Annotated in this window: 14 protein-coding genes; 11 read left to right on the forward strand and 3 right to left on the reverse strand. The window is 29.8% G+C overall.

What is annotated here, in order from left to right:
- Positions 1 to 49: 49 nt before the first annotated feature.
- On the reverse strand, positions 50 to 1,414 hold the full coding sequence (locus CHL78_RS13165; protein WP_094367599.1) for an MATE family efflux transporter: 1,365 nt from the start codon (positions 1,412 to 1,414) through the stop codon (positions 50 to 52).
- A 138-nt stretch (positions 1,415 to 1,552) separates the two neighbouring features.
- Here CHL78_RS13165 and CHL78_RS13170 point away from each other — a divergent pair, with 138 nt between their 5' ends.
- From CHL78_RS13170 to CHL78_RS13205, 8 genes are all read left to right on the forward strand, one after another.
- The gene (locus tag CHL78_RS13170; protein WP_094367600.1) at positions 1,553 to 2,083 is read left to right on the forward strand and encodes a GNAT family N-acetyltransferase; all 531 of its coding nucleotides are present in this window, start codon (positions 1,553 to 1,555) and stop codon (positions 2,081 to 2,083) included.
- A 203-nt stretch (positions 2,084 to 2,286) separates the two neighbouring features.
- Positions 2,287 to 5,937, forward strand: a complete 3,651-nt coding sequence (locus tag CHL78_RS13175) for an efflux RND transporter permease subunit (protein ID WP_094367601.1) — start codon at positions 2,287 to 2,289, stop codon at positions 5,935 to 5,937.
- A 4-nt stretch (positions 5,938 to 5,941) separates the two neighbouring features.
- Positions 5,942 to 6,553, forward strand: a complete 612-nt coding sequence (locus CHL78_RS13180; protein WP_094367602.1) for a TetR/AcrR family transcriptional regulator — start codon at positions 5,942 to 5,944, stop codon at positions 6,551 to 6,553.
- A 149-nt stretch (positions 6,554 to 6,702) separates the two neighbouring features.
- Entirely contained in the window at positions 6,703 to 7,944 is a 1,242-nt protein-coding gene (locus CHL78_RS13185) for a peptidase U32 family protein (RefSeq protein ID WP_094367603.1), read from the forward strand.
- A 177-nt stretch (positions 7,945 to 8,121) separates the two neighbouring features.
- On the forward strand, positions 8,122 to 9,408 hold the full coding sequence (locus CHL78_RS13190; protein WP_094367604.1) for a Gfo/Idh/MocA family protein: 1,287 nt from the start codon (positions 8,122 to 8,124) through the stop codon (positions 9,406 to 9,408).
- Between the two features lie 145 nt (positions 9,409 to 9,553).
- A complete protein-coding gene (locus tag CHL78_RS13195) occupies positions 9,554 to 10,846 on the forward strand; it encodes an ABC transporter substrate-binding protein (protein WP_116041503.1) in 1,293 nt (430 codons plus the stop codon).
- Positions 10,847 to 10,917: 71 nt separating this feature from the next.
- A complete protein-coding gene (locus CHL78_RS13200; RefSeq protein ID WP_199534052.1) occupies positions 10,918 to 11,856 on the forward strand; it encodes a carbohydrate ABC transporter permease in 939 nt (312 codons plus the stop codon).
- Positions 11,857 to 11,875: 19 nt separating this feature from the next.
- Positions 11,876 to 12,700 carry a carbohydrate ABC transporter permease gene (locus CHL78_RS13205; RefSeq protein ID WP_243446442.1) on the forward strand — a complete coding sequence of 275 codons (825 nt, stop codon included), beginning with the start codon at positions 11,876 to 11,878 and terminating at the stop codon, positions 12,698 to 12,700.
- A 60-nt stretch (positions 12,701 to 12,760) separates the two neighbouring features.
- On the opposite strand, the gene CHL78_RS13210 is transcribed toward CHL78_RS13205, so the two are convergent.
- Both CHL78_RS13210 and CHL78_RS13215 read right to left on the reverse strand, forming a co-directional pair.
- Positions 12,761 to 13,933: an AraC family transcriptional regulator gene (locus CHL78_RS13210; protein WP_094367689.1), complete on the reverse strand. Its 1,173-nt coding sequence runs from the start codon at positions 13,931 to 13,933 to the stop codon at positions 12,761 to 12,763.
- 210 nt (positions 13,934 to 14,143) lie between these two features.
- Entirely contained in the window at positions 14,144 to 15,376 is a 1,233-nt protein-coding gene (locus CHL78_RS13215) for an LL-diaminopimelate aminotransferase (protein ID WP_094367688.1), read from the reverse strand.
- A 162-nt stretch (positions 15,377 to 15,538) separates the two neighbouring features.
- Between CHL78_RS13215 and CHL78_RS13220 the strand changes: the two genes are divergently transcribed.
- The 3 genes from CHL78_RS13220 to CHL78_RS13230 form a co-directional block, all read left to right on the forward strand.
- Positions 15,539 to 16,471: a hypothetical protein gene (locus tag CHL78_RS13220; protein ID WP_094367687.1), complete on the forward strand. Its 933-nt coding sequence runs from the start codon at positions 15,539 to 15,541 to the stop codon at positions 16,469 to 16,471.
- A gap of 50 nt (positions 16,472 to 16,521) precedes the next feature.
- A complete protein-coding gene (locus tag CHL78_RS13225; RefSeq protein WP_094367686.1) occupies positions 16,522 to 17,685 on the forward strand; it encodes a galactokinase in 1,164 nt (387 codons plus the stop codon).
- Positions 17,686 to 17,755: 70 nt separating this feature from the next.
- Positions 17,756 to 17,837 (forward strand): NAD-dependent epimerase/dehydratase family protein (locus CHL78_RS13230; protein WP_116041504.1); only part of this gene is annotated, 82 nt, incomplete at its 3' end.

Here is a 17,837-nt window from a genome sequence, read left to right on the forward strand (position 1 = left end):
GCTATTAATAGACTATAAAGCAATTCTATTAATAGCTTATTTTTATTATTTATTCAACTAAAAGATTTTCTTCTTTTAAGTTGCTATTTACTACAGATTTATTTTTCCAACTACCTTTTATATAATATATAGTGGTTACTAAAGATCCAACAATCCATCCTACTGGAATAGCCATCCAAATACCATTTATTCCAAAAAAACTTGATAATAAATAAGCAAATGGTATTCTAGCAAGCCATAAAGAGATAACTGAACTAATCATAGCAAACATAGAATCTCCAGCACCTTTAATTGCACTAGAAAGCATGAAGGTTGCACATACAAATACAAAGAAAGGTCCGACAATTAATAAATAAGAGCTTCCAATATTAACGACTTCCGTATCAGTATTAAACAATGATACGAGATCTCTACTAAATAATAAGAATATAATAGTTACAAAAATTGATATTATGATAGCAATTTTGATAGAGGCACTAACACCTTTTTTTACTCTTTTAGTTTCTCCTGCACCCATATTTTGAGCTACAAAGGTAGAGACAGCTGCACCTAGATTAATAATTGGTAAAGATATAAATGTTTCTATTTTTGAACTAGCTCCAAATGCAGCCATAGCAGAAGTTCCATAGCTATTAACCAAAGACTGCAATGCGATATTCCCGACAGAGAATAACATTTGTTGTATGCCACTTGGAATTCCGAGTTTCATACCAAGTGAAAATATTTCTTTATCGTATTTAAGATTTTTTATACTAATTTTTAAAATATCATGTTTTTTATTTAAGTAAACTATACTACAAATAAAAGCAACACCTTGAGCTATTATAGTAGCAAGAGCAACACCTTCTACACCCATTTTGAGGTTAATAATAAATACAACATCTAAAATAATATTTAATATAGTTGAAAGTATAAGGAAATATAATGGAGTAGTAGAATCACCAAGCCCTCTAAGTATAGCAGTGACAGAATTATACCCAACAGAAAATAATGTTCCAACAAAGATTACTATTAGATAAGTTTTCGCCTGAGTGAATATATCACTAGGCGTATTAATTAGTCTTAATATAGGTCCACTAAAGAAAACACCAATAAATGTTATAATTATTGAAGAAATAAACACAAAAATATAAGTAGTATCTATTGTAGATTTTACTTTTTTTAAATCTCCAGCCCCGTAAAATTGAGAAATTAAGATAGAAAACCCAAGTCCAACACCCATAAGTAAAGATACTAATAAAAGCATAATAGGATTAGCGCCAGATACTGCTGCCATAGCTTCTTTACCTATAAATCTTCCTACTATAATACTGTCAGCTGTATTATAAAGTTGTTGAAATAAGCTTCCAATAAGCATGGGCATTGCAAATAAAAATATTGATTTACCTTCATTGCCCTTGGTTAAGTCAGTCATTTTTTACCTCCTAAGAATAGGTTATACATAAATTATACCATAATATACCATATAGTGTTTAGAATATAGATTTTGAAGGAAATAGAGAATAAAATGTAGAATATAGTAATATAGAACAAAATAATAGAGGAGGAGAATATGGATATAAAGACAGATAGACTTAATTTAGTACCTATTTGTAAAAATCATGCAAAAGAATTACTAACATTATGGTCTAATGAAGATGTAATAAGATATACTAATACAAACTTAAAAACTAGTATTGTAGATTGTGAAGAATATATAGATAAGATTTTAAAAATATCAGAAAAGGAAAATTCTGCAGGAGTGTATACCGTATATGACAATGAAGGTATAATAGGCGTAGTTGGTGCACCGACAATAAATTATTATGAGAAAAGTTATGGTTTGTTCTATCAAATTAAGAAAGAACATTGGGGTAGGGGTTATGGACTTGAGTCAGCAAAAGCACTTGTGGGACACATGTTTGAAACTAGAAAGGTAAATCATATATATGCAGATTCAATCTGCAAAAACAATAAAAGTATTAACATATTAAAAAAGCTTGGCATGAATAGAGTTGCTGTTGAAGAAAATAGATTCGAGGAAAATAATGAGTTTTTTGATATTTATAACTACAGCATATGTAGAAATGAATGGGAAGGCTAGAATATAAATGATTGGAAAATAGGAGTGGTCTAAAACCACTCCTATTTTGTATAAAAAGATTAAAAATTAATAGAAAATAAATATATATAAAGAAATAAGTAAAGTGTATATAAAGGGAAATTATGATTTTTGTCTAATAATATATTATAATAATAAATGACTGGCTGGTCAGTCGGTAAAAACTAATAAAGGCGGGTAAAATATTGATTTCAAAATTTAGTGTAAAAAAACCACTTACAGTAGTGGTAGCAGTTGTTATGGTTTTTATTTTAGGGATAGTATCTTTTACTAACATGACAACAGACTTATTGCCAAGTATAGATCTACCGTATGTTATGGTTATGACAAATTATCCAGGAGCAAGTCCTGAAAAAGTAGAAACTACAGTTACAAAGCCAATAGAACAAGCTCTTGCAACTACTAGTGGGGTTGAAAATATTACTTCTGTATCTAGAGCAAATTCTAGTATGGTCATGCTAGAATTTAACCAGAAAATAAATATGGATTCAGCAATGATTGATATGAGCGGGCAAATAGATTTAATAAAAGGTCAATTTGAAGAGGGTGTAGGTTCACCTATGCTTATGAAGATGAATCCTGATATGATGCCAGTAATGACAGTGAGTGTTGATGTAAATAACATGGATATAAAAGAAATATCTACATATGTAAATAATGAAATAATACCTGAATTTGAGAGAATTGATGGAGTAGCATCAGTTACAGCTACAGGTTTAATTGAAGAAAAACTTAAAATAACATTAGATAAAAATAAAATAGAAGATATAAACGAGAAAGTTTTTACAAATGTTGATTCAGAACTACATAAGAAGCAACAAGATTTAAACAAAGCTAAGTCTGAATTGCAAAGTTCTAAATCTTCCCTTGAGACAGAAAGTAAGACTCAAACTCAAAACTTAGCAAATGCAAGTGTTGAGTTACAATCAGGGAAACAAAAACTAGAAAGCGCTGTTGCAGCTATTGGAATGTCACGAGAAGAGATAATTGCAAACCTTGATAATAGTAATGCAGCTCTTAAGGAAATACAAACACAAATTAAAACCATTGAAGAGTTAATAAATAAAGCATCACAAGACCCTAATTATGATGCAAAAGATTTAGAGATAAAACTAAATGTTTTAAAAGAAAGTGAAAATAAATTAACTGAAGGTATTAAGATAGCTGAACAAGGTGTAACAGCAATAGATTCACTTGCTCAGCTAAAAGAAAAAGAAAAAGAACTTGAATCAGGTAAACTAACTTTAAATCAAGAGTTGTCAAAAGCATCAGCTCAAATATCTAATGGAGAAAATGAATTAAAAAAAGCTCAAACTCAACTAGATGAAGCTCGTGAATCAGCACATAAAAGTGCAGATATTAGTGGAAAAATAACACCAGATATGATGAGTAAAATACTTACAGCAGAGAATTTTTCTATGCCTGCTGGATATTTAAATGAAGGAGAACAGCAATATTTGGTTAAGGTTGGAGATGAGTTTTCAAGTATTGATGAACTTGAAAATTTATTATTATTTAACATAGATGTAGAGGGCATAGGTAATATTTATCTTAAGGATGTTGCTAGTGTAAAAATAGCAGACAATTCAGATGAAACCTACGCAAATATAAATGGAAATGATGGTGTAATATTATCTTTTCAAAAGTCAAGTGTAGTATCTACATCAAATGTTACAAAATCAATAAATAAGACTATAGAATCTCTATCTAAAACTGATAAAGATACACATATTACAACACTAATGGATCAAGGTGTATACATAGATATGATTGTAAGTAGTGTCCTTGATAATTTAATTTATGGAGGGGTTCTAGCAATAATAATTCTGTTAATATTCTTAAAGAGTATAAAACCTACAATTATTATAGCTTTTAGCATTCCTATAAGTTTGTTGTTCTCAATAGTGCTAATGTACTTTAGTGGAATTACATTAAACATTATTTCTTTATCAGGATTAGCACTTGGAGTAGGTATGCTAGTTGATAATAGTATAGTTGTTATAGAAAATATATATAGACTTAGAAATCAAGGTATGAGTATTACAAAATCTGCTGTGTATGGTGCAAAACAAGTATCGGGTGCAATATTTGCTTCAACACTTACAACAATATGTGTATTCTTGCCAATAGTATTTACTGAAGGTATGACTCGTCAATTATTTACGGATATGGGATTAACTATAGCATATTCTCTAGTTGCTAGTTTGATTGTAGCATTGACACTTGTACCAGCTATGGCATCAAAAATATTAACTAATGTAGATACTAAATCTCATAGTTTCTTTGATAAAGTAATTAGTGTTTATGAAAAATTACTTAGATGGACTTTAAAGTATAAGGCGCTAGTTCTCTTATTTTCAGTGGCACTACTAGTATTTTGTGGATATAAGACAATGACTATGGGGACAAGTTTTATGCCAACTATGGACTCTACTCAGATGACAGCAACTATGAATATGCCTGAAGACTCCAAGAGAGAAGATAAACTTAACCTAAGTGATGAATTTATTGAAAAGGTACGAAAAATTGATGATGTAGAGACTGTTGGTGCTATAGAAAATAGTGATTCAGGCGCTATGCTTGGAAGTAGTAGTTCAGATATGTCTTTTTATATTATTTTAAAGGAAGACAAATCTTTATCAAATAAACAAGTAGAAAAGCTAATATATGAAAAAACTAAAGATATGAATTGTGAAATAAAAATAAGTGCATCAGCAATGGATATGGGTTCTCTTGGTGGTTCTGGAATTGAGATAGTAATAAAAGGTAAAGAGCTAGACAAGTTACAAGAGATATCTAAAGATATATCAAAACTTCTTAAAGGGATTGATGGGATACAAGATATATCAGATGGAATGGATGATTCATCTAGCGAAACACGTGTTATAGTGAATAAAAATAAAGCTATGGAGTATGGATTAACTGTAGCTCAAGTATATCAAGAGATAATGTCAGCTATTAAGAGTGAGACCTCGTCAACAAACCTTAACTTAGGTAGCGAGGAATATCCTATTATTATAGTAAATGATAACAATGTATCAAAAGATAGTTTAAGTAAGTACAAAATCAAAGGTACTAAAAATAATGAAGAGATCGAAATTAAATTAGATGAAATTGCAAAAATAGATGAGGCACAAAGTCCTTCGTCTATCAATCATGATAACCAAGTACGATATATGTCAGTAACTGCTAGCATTGATTCTGATCATAACATCGGTTTAGTTAGTAGAGATGTTGAAGATGAACTTAAAGATTATGAGGTTCCAAATGGGTACAATATTGAGCTTCAAGGTGAAAATGAAAATATTAACAAGTCATTAAGAGATTTAGTGCTTATGATTATGTTAGCAATCGTATTTATTTACTTGATTATGGTTGCACAGTTCCAATCATTATTATCACCATTTATAGTTATGTTTACTATACCTCTTGCATTTACAGGTGGACTTCTAGCACTTATTATTACAAATAATGATCTAAGTATTATTTCTATGTTAGGATTTTTAGTATTATCTGGAGTAGTAGTAAATAATGGTATAGTATTTGTAGACTATGTGAATCAGCTAAGATTAGAAGGGATGAATAAAAAAGATGCAATTATAATAGCAGGAAAGACACGTATTCGCCCAATTCTAATGACAGCTTTAACAACTATATTAGCTATGTCAACCATGGCAGTTGGAGTAGGAATGGGTGCTGAAATGACACAAGGTCTAGCTATAGTAACTATTGGTGGTTTAGCTTACGCTACACTACTTACACTTCTTGTAGTACCTGCTTTATATGATTTACTTCATAGACGACCATTAAAGCCAATAGTTATAGAGGAGGATTAAGACTATGAAGAATAAAGTTTACTCAAATAAAGAGATATTAATATTTGAAGGGTTTATAAAATTAATAGATAGTGGAGCCAATATTAATAATATTAGAGTATCAGATATAGCAGTATCAGCTGGGATTGGAAAAGGTACAGTATATGAATATTTTAAAAGTAAAGAAGAGATTATAGCAAAATCACTGCTTTATAATATGCAAATTGAAATTGATAGTATAGTAGATGATATAAAAAACTACAATACATTTGAAGAAAAGTGCTTTACTATTTTTCAAAATTTAATGGATGGCATGAATAAAAAATTTCCATTTTTTCAAGTATTACTAACCAGTAAAGAGTTTCAACAAATTTTTAATTGCCTTAATGATGGTGTTCAAGAAATCATTGACTGTAGAATGTATATATTAAGTACTATGAGGGAAGTACTTGATTTAGGAGTAAAAGAGAAAATTATTAATGTACAAGATGACAAGGAGTATGAAGAAGCTGTGATTTTAAGCGTTACTATGGGGCTTTCAAATACTAATAATGGAGCCTGTAAAGTAATGAGTATTGAAGAAATGGATAGAAAAAAAGATTTTGCATATAGGATGTTAGTTAAATCATTAAATTAGAGTAATAAAATTTCAAATTATAAGGGACAGGCTATATAGAATATACTTTCTATTTTTAGCTTGTCCCTTTTATGGTATAATCTAGTTTGACAATGATATATTTGGGTAAAATACAGATAATATAAATATAGATGAACGAAGGAGACAAAATGAGAAAAGTAGAATTATTGGCACCAGCGGGTGATTTAGAAAGATTAAAAATAGCTTTTACTTATGGAGCAGATGCTGTATATCTTGGAGGAGAAATATTTGGAATGAGATCTGCAGCAAAAAACTTCTCTAAAGAAGATATGATAGAAGGCGTAAAATTTGCTCACGAAAGAGGAAAGCAAGTTTTTGTTACAATAAATATAATACCTAGAAGTAATGAGTTTGAGCAATTAAAAGATTATTTATTAGAGCTTAATGAAATCGGAGTAGATGCTGTAATAGTAAGTGATCCAGGTGTATTTGCTACAGTTAAAGAAATAATACCTAATATGGAAATACACATCAGTACACAAGCAAGTACTACTAACTCAGGAGGAGCAAATTTTTGGTATAATCATGGAGCAAAAAGAGTGGTTATGGCTAGAGAATTATCTTTTAAAGAAATAAAAGAATTAAGAGATAACACTCCAGAAGATATGGATATTGAAGCATTTATACACGGTGCTATGTGTATGTCATACTCTGGAAAATGTGTAATTAGTAACTATACAACTGGAAGAGATGCTAATAGAGGTTCATGTGCTCAATCATGTAGATGGAAATATACATTAATGGAAGAAAATTCTCCAGGAGAGTATGAATCAGTAATAGAAGGTATAGACTCATCATTCTTCTTTAACTCAAAAGATTTATGTATGATAGAATATATCCCAGAAATATTTGAAAGTGGAATAACAAGTCTTAAAATAGAAGGTAGAATGAAAACTGCTTACTATGTAGCTACAACTGTTAGAGCATATAGAATGGCAATAGATACGTACTATGCTGATCCTGAAAACTGGAAGTTTAATCCGATGTGGTTAGATGAACTTAAAAAAGGAAGCCATAGAGATTATAGTACAGGATTCTTCTTTGATAGACCTGATGCAAACTCACACAATTACAAATCTGCATCTTATATTAGAAACTATGATTTCATAGGAATAGTTAGAGCAAATAAAGATGAAAGTGGTCTTGTTACAGTAGAGCAAAGAAATAAGATGAACGTAGGGGATAAGATAGAGGTGATAGGACCTTTTAAAGAAACTATGTTTACATCCATTGAAGAAATGTACAATGAAGATGGAGATCCTATTGAATCTGCGCCTCATGCGAGACAAATTGTAAAACTTAAGTTAGGAATAGATGTTGAAAAAGATTATATATTAAGAAAGCCAATAATTAATATAAATACTATATAATAAATAAAATAAAGAAGCCTTTATATTTAGCTACTACATAGACGAATATAAAGGCTTCTTTTTAATTTTACAAAATATTAATATAATAGTACAAATACAGAATCAAAATATAATAGTAATATATATAGTGTAAGAAATAATTATTACATATTCATAAAAATATCAGGGGGAAATAGTATGAAAAAAATAAGTGTTTCGGTTATTGGTGCTGGTGCAAGAGGGATGTTTTCGTATGCACCTTACTTATTAGAAAATCCAGAGGCTGGTAGTGTTGTAGCAGTTGCAGAGCCAAATGAAATAAAGAGAGGTCTATTTAAAGAGCAATATAGCGTTGATGAGGAGAATTTATTTGAGACATGGGAAGATTTGCTTGCGAAAGAAAGATTATCTGATGCTATAATAATAGCTAATAATGATGAATCTCACTATGAGCCAACTAAATTAGCATTAGAAAAAGGATATCATGTATTACTAGAGAAACCAATGTCAAATAAATTAGAGGATATAGTTAAATTAGGTGAATTATCAAAGGAATATCCAAATCAAATATTTATGATATGCCATGTATTAAGATATACACCTTTCTTTGCAGAACTTAAAAGGATTGTAGATAGTAAAGAACTTGGTGATTTATTAAGTATACAACACAATGAAAACATAGGATATTGGCATTTTGCACACAGCTTTACAAGAGGAAATTGGAGAAATAGTGATGAAACTAGCCCATTAATATTAGCTAAGAGCTGTCATGATATGGATATATTATTGTGGTTAGCAGGAAAAAGTTGTAGAAGTATATCTGCTTTTGGTCACTTATCTCATATGAGAGAGGAAAGTTTTAGAGAAGGAATGGCAGATAGATGCTTAGACTGCAGTGTAGAAGAAGAGTGTCAATACTCTGCAAAAAAAGCTTATCTATCAGAAAAGCCAATATTCCCTAAGGTTGTTCATCCGATCCCAACTAAAGAAAATCTAGAAGAAGCATTAAGAACAGGCCCGTATGGAAGATGTGTCTATAAGTGTGATAACAATGTTGTAGACCATATGGTTACAATACTAGATTTTGAAGATGATATAACTGCAACATTTAACTTATCTGCATTTACAGAAGATTGTAATAGAACAATAAAACTGATGTTTTCAGGTGGAGAAGTAAGTGGGAACCATGTTAAAAATGAGATAACAATTAAAAAGTTTAAACAGTATGGAAAGAATGAGTTTACTACTATCACTCCTGATGAAGTTCAAGGAGGCCATGGTGGAGGCGACTACGGCATAATGCAAGACTTTGTTAATCTAGTAAGTGGAAATGGTGGTGAAGCTAGAACTAGTGCAACTAAATCAGTAGAGAGTCATATTATGGCATTTGCGGCTGAATATTCAAGATTAAATAAAAAAGTAGTTGATATAAGTGAATTTTGGACTGATGCTATAAGTAAAACTTGTGAGATTGAAACTATATAAAAACTAAAATATAAGCAAAAGTATAAAAATGTTATAGGAAAATGCAAATACAAATAAAATAATATAAGGTATACTTTATTTATACAAGAGAGGAAAACGATACTACAAAAGAAGAAATATTTGTATTTTAAAAGGGGGATTATGAATGTCATTTAAAAAGAGAATGATAGCGGGGATACTAGCAGTAACTATAGGATTAGTAGTTGGTTGTAGCTCATCAGATAATTCAGGAAAGGTAGAATTAAGATATGCAATCTGGGATCAGACACATAAAGAAGCTGTTGAAACATTGATTAGTGAATACGAAGAAGCAAATCCAGATGTAGATGTTAAGTTAGAGCAATACTCTTTTCAGGATTACTGGACAAAGATGGAGACTGCAGCAACAGGTGGGTCTGCACCAGATATATATTGGATGAATGCAGTAAATCTTAGTTTATATGCAGACAGTGGAGCTCTAGTGAATATGGATGATTACATAAAAGAAAATAACATTGATATGAGTCAATACTTAGAAAATATAACTAGCTTATATAATTATGAAGGATCACAATACGCAATGCCAAGTTTCTGGGACGCAAACGTACTTTTAGTTAATAAGGAGATGTTAAAAGAGTACAATATACCAGAACCTACTCCAAATTGGAATTGGGATGAGATGATGGAATGGTTAAAAGATGCTAAAACTAAATTGCCAGAGGGTACATATCCTATAACTTCATATGGAACAGAAAGTACTCAATTAGGAGTATTTAATCAGGTAGCAGCAGCTGGAGGTTCTATAATAAGTGATGATAAGACCAAAGCAATGATAGACACACCAGAATCAAAAGAAGGTTTTGAAAAGTATTTTGGGTTATTAAAAAGTGATGTTCACAGTCCATCAGATGTAACTACTGAGATAGGTGCTGGTACATTATTTAAATCAAATAAGGCATTAGCTATACAGTCTAGTACTTATCATATATTTGCTTATTCTGATAAAGAACAATCTCAAGTTGCTGGTAAGTTTGGAATATATGAATTACCTACAATAAAAGAAGGTGTTGAAAGTAATAGTGTAATACATGGACTTGGAAATGCAATATCTTCTAACTGTAAGAATCCTGATGAAGCATTTGATTTTATAAAATATATATCTAGTGAAGAATCTATGGAGAAATATACGGAATTAGCTTTGGTGCCACAAGCCCATAAAAATGTTCAAAAGCTATACAGTGATACAATAAAAAATAAATTAGGTATTGATGGAGCTATACTTGATGAAGTATCTAAAAATGCAATGCCATTACCTAGTACATTTGAAACTCAAAAATGGGGTCAGGTAATAACTGACAATACAAATGCATTTATGCAAGGTAAAATGCCTTTAGATGAAGTTGTAAAAAAATCTCAAGAAGGTGTACAAAAAATATTAGATAGTGAACCCAAAAAATAATTTACAAGCTAAATAGTACAGGTTAAGAAGACCTGTACTATTTTAAAACATAGATATAAGGAGGGATTTAATTGCAAGAAGCACAGGTTTATAAAGAAAAGCCAAAGAAGAACTCGGCTGCATCAAGAAGAAAAAGAAAAGCAAACATCACTGGATACAGTTTTATAATGCCACTATTAGTGGGAGTGCTAGTATTTAACTTTATACCATTTGTATTGAACTTATTCTATAGTTTAACTGATCTTGGTTCATTTGGAAGATGGAACTTTATAGGTGTTGAAAATTTTACAAAATTATTCTCAGATCCACTATTTTATAAAGCGGTTGGTAATACTTTCTTCTATGTTATAATTACGGTTCCTATAACGGTTACGGTATCTGTTTGTATAGCTAATTTATTAAATAAAAAAATTAAAGGAAAGACTTTATATCGTACTATATACTTCTTACCAGTAGTAACTATGGCATCAGCATCTACATTAGTATTTAAATGGATGTTTAATTCAAGTTATGGTTTGGTTAATCAATTATTAGAGCTAGTTGGTGTAGAAGGGCAATTATGGTTTACTGACCCACAATTAGCAAAAATAGTAATAGTAGTATTTATAATATGGAGTGGACTAGGATATAAGATAATGATATTATTAGGCGGATTGCAGTCTATACCAGAAACTTATTATGAGGCGGCTTCAATAGATGGAGCAACATCATTTAAGCAATTTACACATATAACAATACCACTACTAACTCCAAGTATATTCTTTGTTGTAATATGGTCTCTTATAGGATCATTCCAATTATTTGATGTAGTATTTATGCTTATAAAGCAAGAAAGTCCTGCATATAGTGCAACAATAACAATGACAAGATACTTCTACGATTTAGGATTTACTCTAGGGGACAAGGGCTATGCATCTGCAGTAGCTGTAATCTTATTCTTAATTATAATGACTATAACGTTAATTCAATTTAAATTACAAAAAAGATGGGTTCATTATTCTGACGAATAAGGTTAAGGGGGATAATTATATGGAGATGAAAAAAAGTTCTAAACTACTAACACATGTTACTCTTATAGTGCTAGCTATATTTATAGCATTACCATTTATATGGATGTTACTGACATCAGTAAAAACATTGGCTGAATCTGAAGCTGTACCGCCTAAGATTTTCCCTGAAATATTAAGATTTGAAAACTATACAGCAATCTTTAAAGAATTCCCATTTGCAAAATACTATATGAACACAATAGTTATTACTTTATTAACTGTTGTATTTCAATTAATAATAGTAACACCAGCTGCATATGCATTTGCAAGACTTGATTTTAAATTCAAAGAGACAATATTCATGCTTTTAATGGCAGCGATGATGGTACCAGGGCAAATGTACATAATACCTCAATATCAAATTATACAAGGTATGGGACTGTTAAATACTCTTACAGCTATAATATTACCTGGAATATTTAGTATATACTATACATTTTTATTAAGACAAAACTTTAAATCTATACCAAGAGATATGGAAGAAGCTGCAATAATTGATGGAGCATCACAATTTACGATATTCTTTAAATTGATGTTACCTATAGTAAGACCTACCCTAGCTACAGTTGCAATACTTGGAGGTCTTGGTGCATGGAATAGCTTCTTATGGCCACTTATAGTTAACTCAACACCAGATAAACTACCATTAGCAGCAGGACTTAGAGTATTTATAGGTCAATTTGGGACACATTATCCAAAGCTTATGGCAGGTTCGGTTTTATCTATTATTCCGATGATAATAGTATTTGCCATATTCCAAAAGAAATTTATTTCAAGTATAGCGGTATCCGCTGGAAAAGAATAATATAAATAAAAAAGTGGTTAATGTAAATTAAAACAGTTAACCACTTTTTTATATTAATTATTATTGAGTATTTTTATTAACAGATCTTAAGTACTCGCTAGGAGAAAATCCATAATTTTTCTTGAATTTTTTTGAGAAATAGTGAACAGAAGTAAATCCAAGAATTTCAGAAATCTGGCTAATTGTATGATTAGACTCTTTAAGTAGATCTTTGCTTTTATTCAATTTTATATTACTTATGTACGCAGTAGCTGTAGTATTTAGATTAGATTTGAATAGCAAATGAAGCTTTGAACTACTTATACTGAACTTATCACATAGAGTTTGTACATCTATATTTAAAGATATATTGCTATGTATAAATTCTAAAATAGTATCTAAAAGTTCATTATCAAAATGTTGTTGAACTGTATTTAATGGTTTTATAACAATATTGTCAAAATCTAAAGTAAGCACCTTAATAATAATTTGTTTTAGGTAACAAAGTGCTAGTTCATAAGAATATATATTATTAGAATTCAGCTCTTTGATTAAATTGTCAACAATAGTATATATATCTTTACTACAAGAAAAAACTTTATTAGATAGAAGTTCAAAATTAGTAAAGTTCATATCAAAGCTCATTGTTAGATAAGAACAAGATTTCTTATCATCGGTATACTGAGAATGATATTGATTAGGTGCATAAAAAATAATATCATTTTGCTTAAGTTTATACTCTATACCATCTAGTTTAGTATACAAAACCCCTCTATCAACAAATGTAAGCTCCCAAAATGAATGTTTTTCACCTTTGAATAAATAGTTTGTTGGTTTATCTTGATAAAATCGTGTATAAATTTTATCAATGTTTATTGTTGGTATGATTTCATTATAAGTATATGAATAATCTAATTGTAAGGACTCATTAGATATACTATTAGAATATATATTTAACATACAATCATCAGATATAGGAATAAAGTTATAGTATATTCCTTTATTCAATTTAACTCGGCCATTTAAAATATAGGACTCAATATTTTCAAATAGGCCATCTTTTGAAACTAAGATTAAAATTACCCCTTTTTTTAGTTTTATAAATATCTCATCCTGAGTATAGAAAAGTTTATCTATAGATCTTTCTGTTAAGACAATAGATTTTTTGTGTTCTAAACATACATCGTAGTTAGATAGATAAGATAGAACATCCCCATATTCTTCAAAGCTTATGCAGGTAGTCTGCTTAAACATATTATATTCCCCCAAAATACAAATTTACTAAATAATAAAATCTTATAAGAATATTTTATACAAATGTATATAATTTGTAAATGTTTGAAGAAATATAAATAACAGAAAATTAAAATAATACATTAAAATGAAAATTATTTATAGACGCTGTCATTTAATAACTAATAACGGATTATAACAGCATCTATAAATAGATTTGTTTTGTATATCTTAAAATTCTAGATTTAAACTAGTTAATCTATCCTTAAGTTCATTAATAATATACAACTCATCTTCTATAGTATTTGCCTCAAATGTAGTAGAAAATCTTAAGAAGGATCCACAGTCATCCCAAGGCACTGTTGAAATTAGAGCATTGGATAGAATATATAAGCTAGCTTCCTCAGCATCATTAAACCTAACTCCATTTTTTACACCTATAGGTATAGGTACATAAACATAAAATCCAGATTTAGGTTTTTTTGCATTAAATCCAACTTCTCGTAATGCTTCAACCAACATATTAAATCTTCTAGAATATCTTTCGCAATTTTCATTAATAAGCTGAGGATTTTCAAGTGCATAAGCGCCAGCTTTTTGAATCGCTCTAAATTGACCAGAATCAGTATGCCCTTTTACAGTTGAAAAAAGTTTAATCATTTTCTTTGAACCAACAATAAAAGCTAGTCTCCATCCAGTCATATTAAATGCTTTAGATAGGGAATGAAGTTCAACACAAACATCCATACTACCATCAATACTCATTATGCTAAGAGGTTTATAACCATCATAAACTAATGGTCCATAAGCCAAGTCTGAAACTATAAAGATATTATTTTTTTTAGCAAAATTAATTACATATTCATAAAAGGCTTTACTAGCAACCTGACCTGTAGGGTTATTAGGGTAGTTTAGATATAATAATTTTGCTCTTTTTAAGATATCTTCTGGGATACTATCAAGATTAGGGAAAAAATCATTTTCTGGACAAAGAGGTAAGTTATAAACCTCACCACCACAGAATTTACTATAGGTACCTAAGATAGGGTATCCAGGTACAGTCATAAGGCATACATCACCAGGATTTATAAAAGCAAGAGGTAACATTGCAAGTATTGATTTAGAACCTATACCATGCATTACATTATCTACAGTTATACCAGTTAGGTTGTACATTTTCTTTAAATATTTACAAGCAGCTTCCTGAAATTCTAAAATACCATTATCAGCATAAAATCTGTTTTCTGGTCTTCTTGATTCAATATTTAATATGTCACATAAAACTTTATCAGCACCTTTGTCAGGTTCTCCTACACCCATATCTATGAGAGTTATATCAGGTCTTCTTATTCTAGTTTCATTAGTAACTTTCTTTATTTTCTCAAACTTGTATAATCTACTACTTGTGCTAAAAAAAGACAAATCGCCAAAACGCTTTGCGACTAAGTTGTCAATAAAATCCATTACTTTCCCTCCAAATAATTCAATATATTATATAATATTTAAAATTTTTTAAAATGCAACCTTGAGATAAAATTTATTTACTAATATACTTAGGAAACTCTTTACATCAAGATAGTAATCGTTTACTATATAGGTATAATAATAAATAAAGGGGGATATTAGATGGGTAGAATTGAAACTAATCAAATTGAATATGAAAATTTTGGAAGATGTGTGCGAATTACAAATAATATTGTAGAGTTACTTGTACCTTTACAAGTAGGTCCAAGAATAATAAAGTATGCTTTTTTAGGAGAGGATAACGTTTTATTTGAGGATATAAATAGATTAGTAAGTGAAGATTTGTCAACTTACGATGAATACAGTGATGATAAATGGTTTTTATATGGTGGTCATAGGCTTTGGATGAGTCCAGAATATATGCCATCAAGTTATTATCCTGATAATGGTGATGTGACATATGAAGAAATAGAAAATGGAATTGTAGTATATGGTCCAAGAGAAGAAAGTAATAACGTACAAAAAATATTAACAATAATTCTTAAAGAAGATTCAAGTGAGGTAAGTATAACTAATGAAATCTTAAACTTAGGAGAAGAAGAGAAAACTATAGCTCCATGGGCTATAACAACACTTGCAAAAAACGGAGTAAGTATTACTCCAATATGTAATGAAAAAACAGCTTTTACACCTAATAAAGTGTTTGCATATTGGCCATATACTAAGTTAAATGATAAAAGAATGGAATTTATAGAAAAGAAATACTTAAAGATTACTCAAGATACATGTAACTATGACGCTTTTAAAATAGGTATTAATAATGACTGTGGATGGTCAGCATACCAAATAGATGACACTATATTCTTTAAAACTTTTGATGATAAGTACTCGCAACCGAAGGACTACTCAGATTATGGTGTGAACTTCGAAGTGTATACAAAGGAGTTGTTTTTAGAGTTAGAAAGTTTAGGAAAATTAAAAACTATATCTAAAGGTGAAAAAGTAATTCTAAATGAAAAGTGGTTTCTTAGAAAAGACGATAATAAAGATATAGTAGATCAAATAGAAAATGCTTTAAAAAATATAGAAATATAAATATATAAAGATTAGATAAAATAAAATTTAATATTAGGGGAGATAGGAAGATGGTAAACAAACTAAAACATGATTTTATAGAAATATTTAATAGAGAAAGTGAAGATATATTTTTCTCACCAGGAAGAGTAAACTTAATTGGTGAACATACAGATTATAATGGTGGGCATGTATTTCCTTGTGCACTATCATTTGGAACATATGGTGTAGCAGCGAGAAGAGAAGATAGAAAAGTTAGAATGTACTCTATAAACTTTGAGCAATTAGGTGTAATAGAATTTGATTTAGACAATATTGTTTATGATGAAAAAGATGATTGGGCAAATTATCCTAAAGGAGTTATAAAAGTTTTACAAGAGCGCAATTATGAAATTGAAGGTGGTCTAGATATATTAGTATTTGGGAATATACCAAATGGTGCTGGACTTTCTTCATCAGCATCTATAGAAGTATTAACTGGAGTAATATTTAATCACTATAATAACTTAAATATAGATATGATAGATATTGTAAAGATATCTCAGGAAGCTGAAAATAAATTTATAGGTGTAAGTTGTGGAATAATGGATCAATTCTCAATAGGTATGGGTCAAAAGGATTGTGCTATATTACTAGATTGCAATACACTAAACTATAGATATAGCCATATAAATTTAGATGGATATAAAATAGTAATAGCAAACTCAAATAAAAGAAGAGGATTGGCTGACTCTAAATATAATGAAAGATGCGAAGAGTGTGCAAATGCTAAAACTGCTCTTAAAAAAGAACTAAACTTCAATGAATTAGGAGAACTTAGCGAAGAGGTCTTCGATAAGAATGCTTATTTAATTGAGAATGAAGTAGAAAGAAAGAGAGCAAGGCATGCAGTATATGAAAATCAAAGAACTTTAAAAGCAGTTAAAGCTTTAGAAGAAAATGATATAGAATTATTTGGAAAATTAATGATAGCTTCGGATACTTCACTTAGAGAAGATTATGAAGTAACAGGGCTAGAACTAGATACGTTAGTAGCTGTATCTCTTGAACAAGACGGGGTAATAGGATCTAGAATGACTGGAGCTGGATTTGGTGGATGTACAGTAAGTATAGTGAAAGAAGATGCTGTAGAAAACTTCATAGAAAATGTAACTAAGTCTTATGAAGATAAAATAGGATATAAGCCTGATTTTTATGTAGCTGATATATCAGATGGAGCTAGGAAAATAGGATAAAAAGTTTTATTAATTAGTAAGCGGCTAGTATTAACTACTAGCTATAAATTAAAATTTTGGAGGAATTATAATGTCAATATTAGTTTGTGGTGGAGCTGGATATATAGGGAGTCATGCTGTACATCAACTTATACAAAAGGGTGAGGATGTAG

Origin of the sequence: Romboutsia weinsteinii (assembly GCF_002250835.2) — a bacterium.
Lineage (GTDB): Bacteria > Bacillota > Clostridia > Peptostreptococcales > Peptostreptococcaceae > Romboutsia_A > Romboutsia_A weinsteinii.

What these genes read in the sequence shown, in the direction of transcription:
- CHL78_RS13165 (WP_094367599.1), bottom strand. Translation starts at nt 1,414, where the DNA reads ATGACTGACTTAACCAAGGGCAATGAAGGTAAATCAATATTTTTATTT.
- CHL78_RS13170 (WP_094367600.1), top strand. Translation starts at nt 1,553, where the DNA reads ATGGATATAAAGACAGATAGACTTAATTTAGTACCTATTTGTAAAAAT.
- CHL78_RS13180 (WP_094367602.1), top strand. Translation starts at nt 5,942, where the DNA reads ATGAAGAATAAAGTTTACTCAAATAAAGAGATATTAATATTTGAAGGG.
- CHL78_RS13185 (WP_094367603.1), top strand. Translation starts at nt 6,703, where the DNA reads ATGAGAAAAGTAGAATTATTGGCACCAGCGGGTGATTTAGAAAGATTA.
- CHL78_RS13190 (WP_094367604.1), top strand. Translation starts at nt 8,122, where the DNA reads ATGAAAAAAATAAGTGTTTCGGTTATTGGTGCTGGTGCAAGAGGGATG.
- CHL78_RS13195 (WP_116041503.1), top strand. Translation starts at nt 9,554, where the DNA reads ATGTCATTTAAAAAGAGAATGATAGCGGGGATACTAGCAGTAACTATA.
- CHL78_RS13205 (WP_243446442.1), top strand. Translation starts at nt 11,876, where the DNA reads ATGGAGATGAAAAAAAGTTCTAAACTACTAACACATGTTACTCTTATA.
- CHL78_RS13210 (WP_094367689.1), bottom strand. Translation starts at nt 13,933, where the DNA reads ATGTTTAAGCAGACTACCTGCATAAGCTTTGAAGAATATGGGGATGTT.
- CHL78_RS13215 (WP_094367688.1), bottom strand. Translation starts at nt 15,376, where the DNA reads ATGGATTTTATTGACAACTTAGTCGCAAAGCGTTTTGGCGATTTGTCT.
- CHL78_RS13220 (WP_094367687.1), top strand. Translation starts at nt 15,539, where the DNA reads ATGGGTAGAATTGAAACTAATCAAATTGAATATGAAAATTTTGGAAGA.
- CHL78_RS13225 (WP_094367686.1), top strand. Translation starts at nt 16,522, where the DNA reads ATGGTAAACAAACTAAAACATGATTTTATAGAAATATTTAATAGAGAA.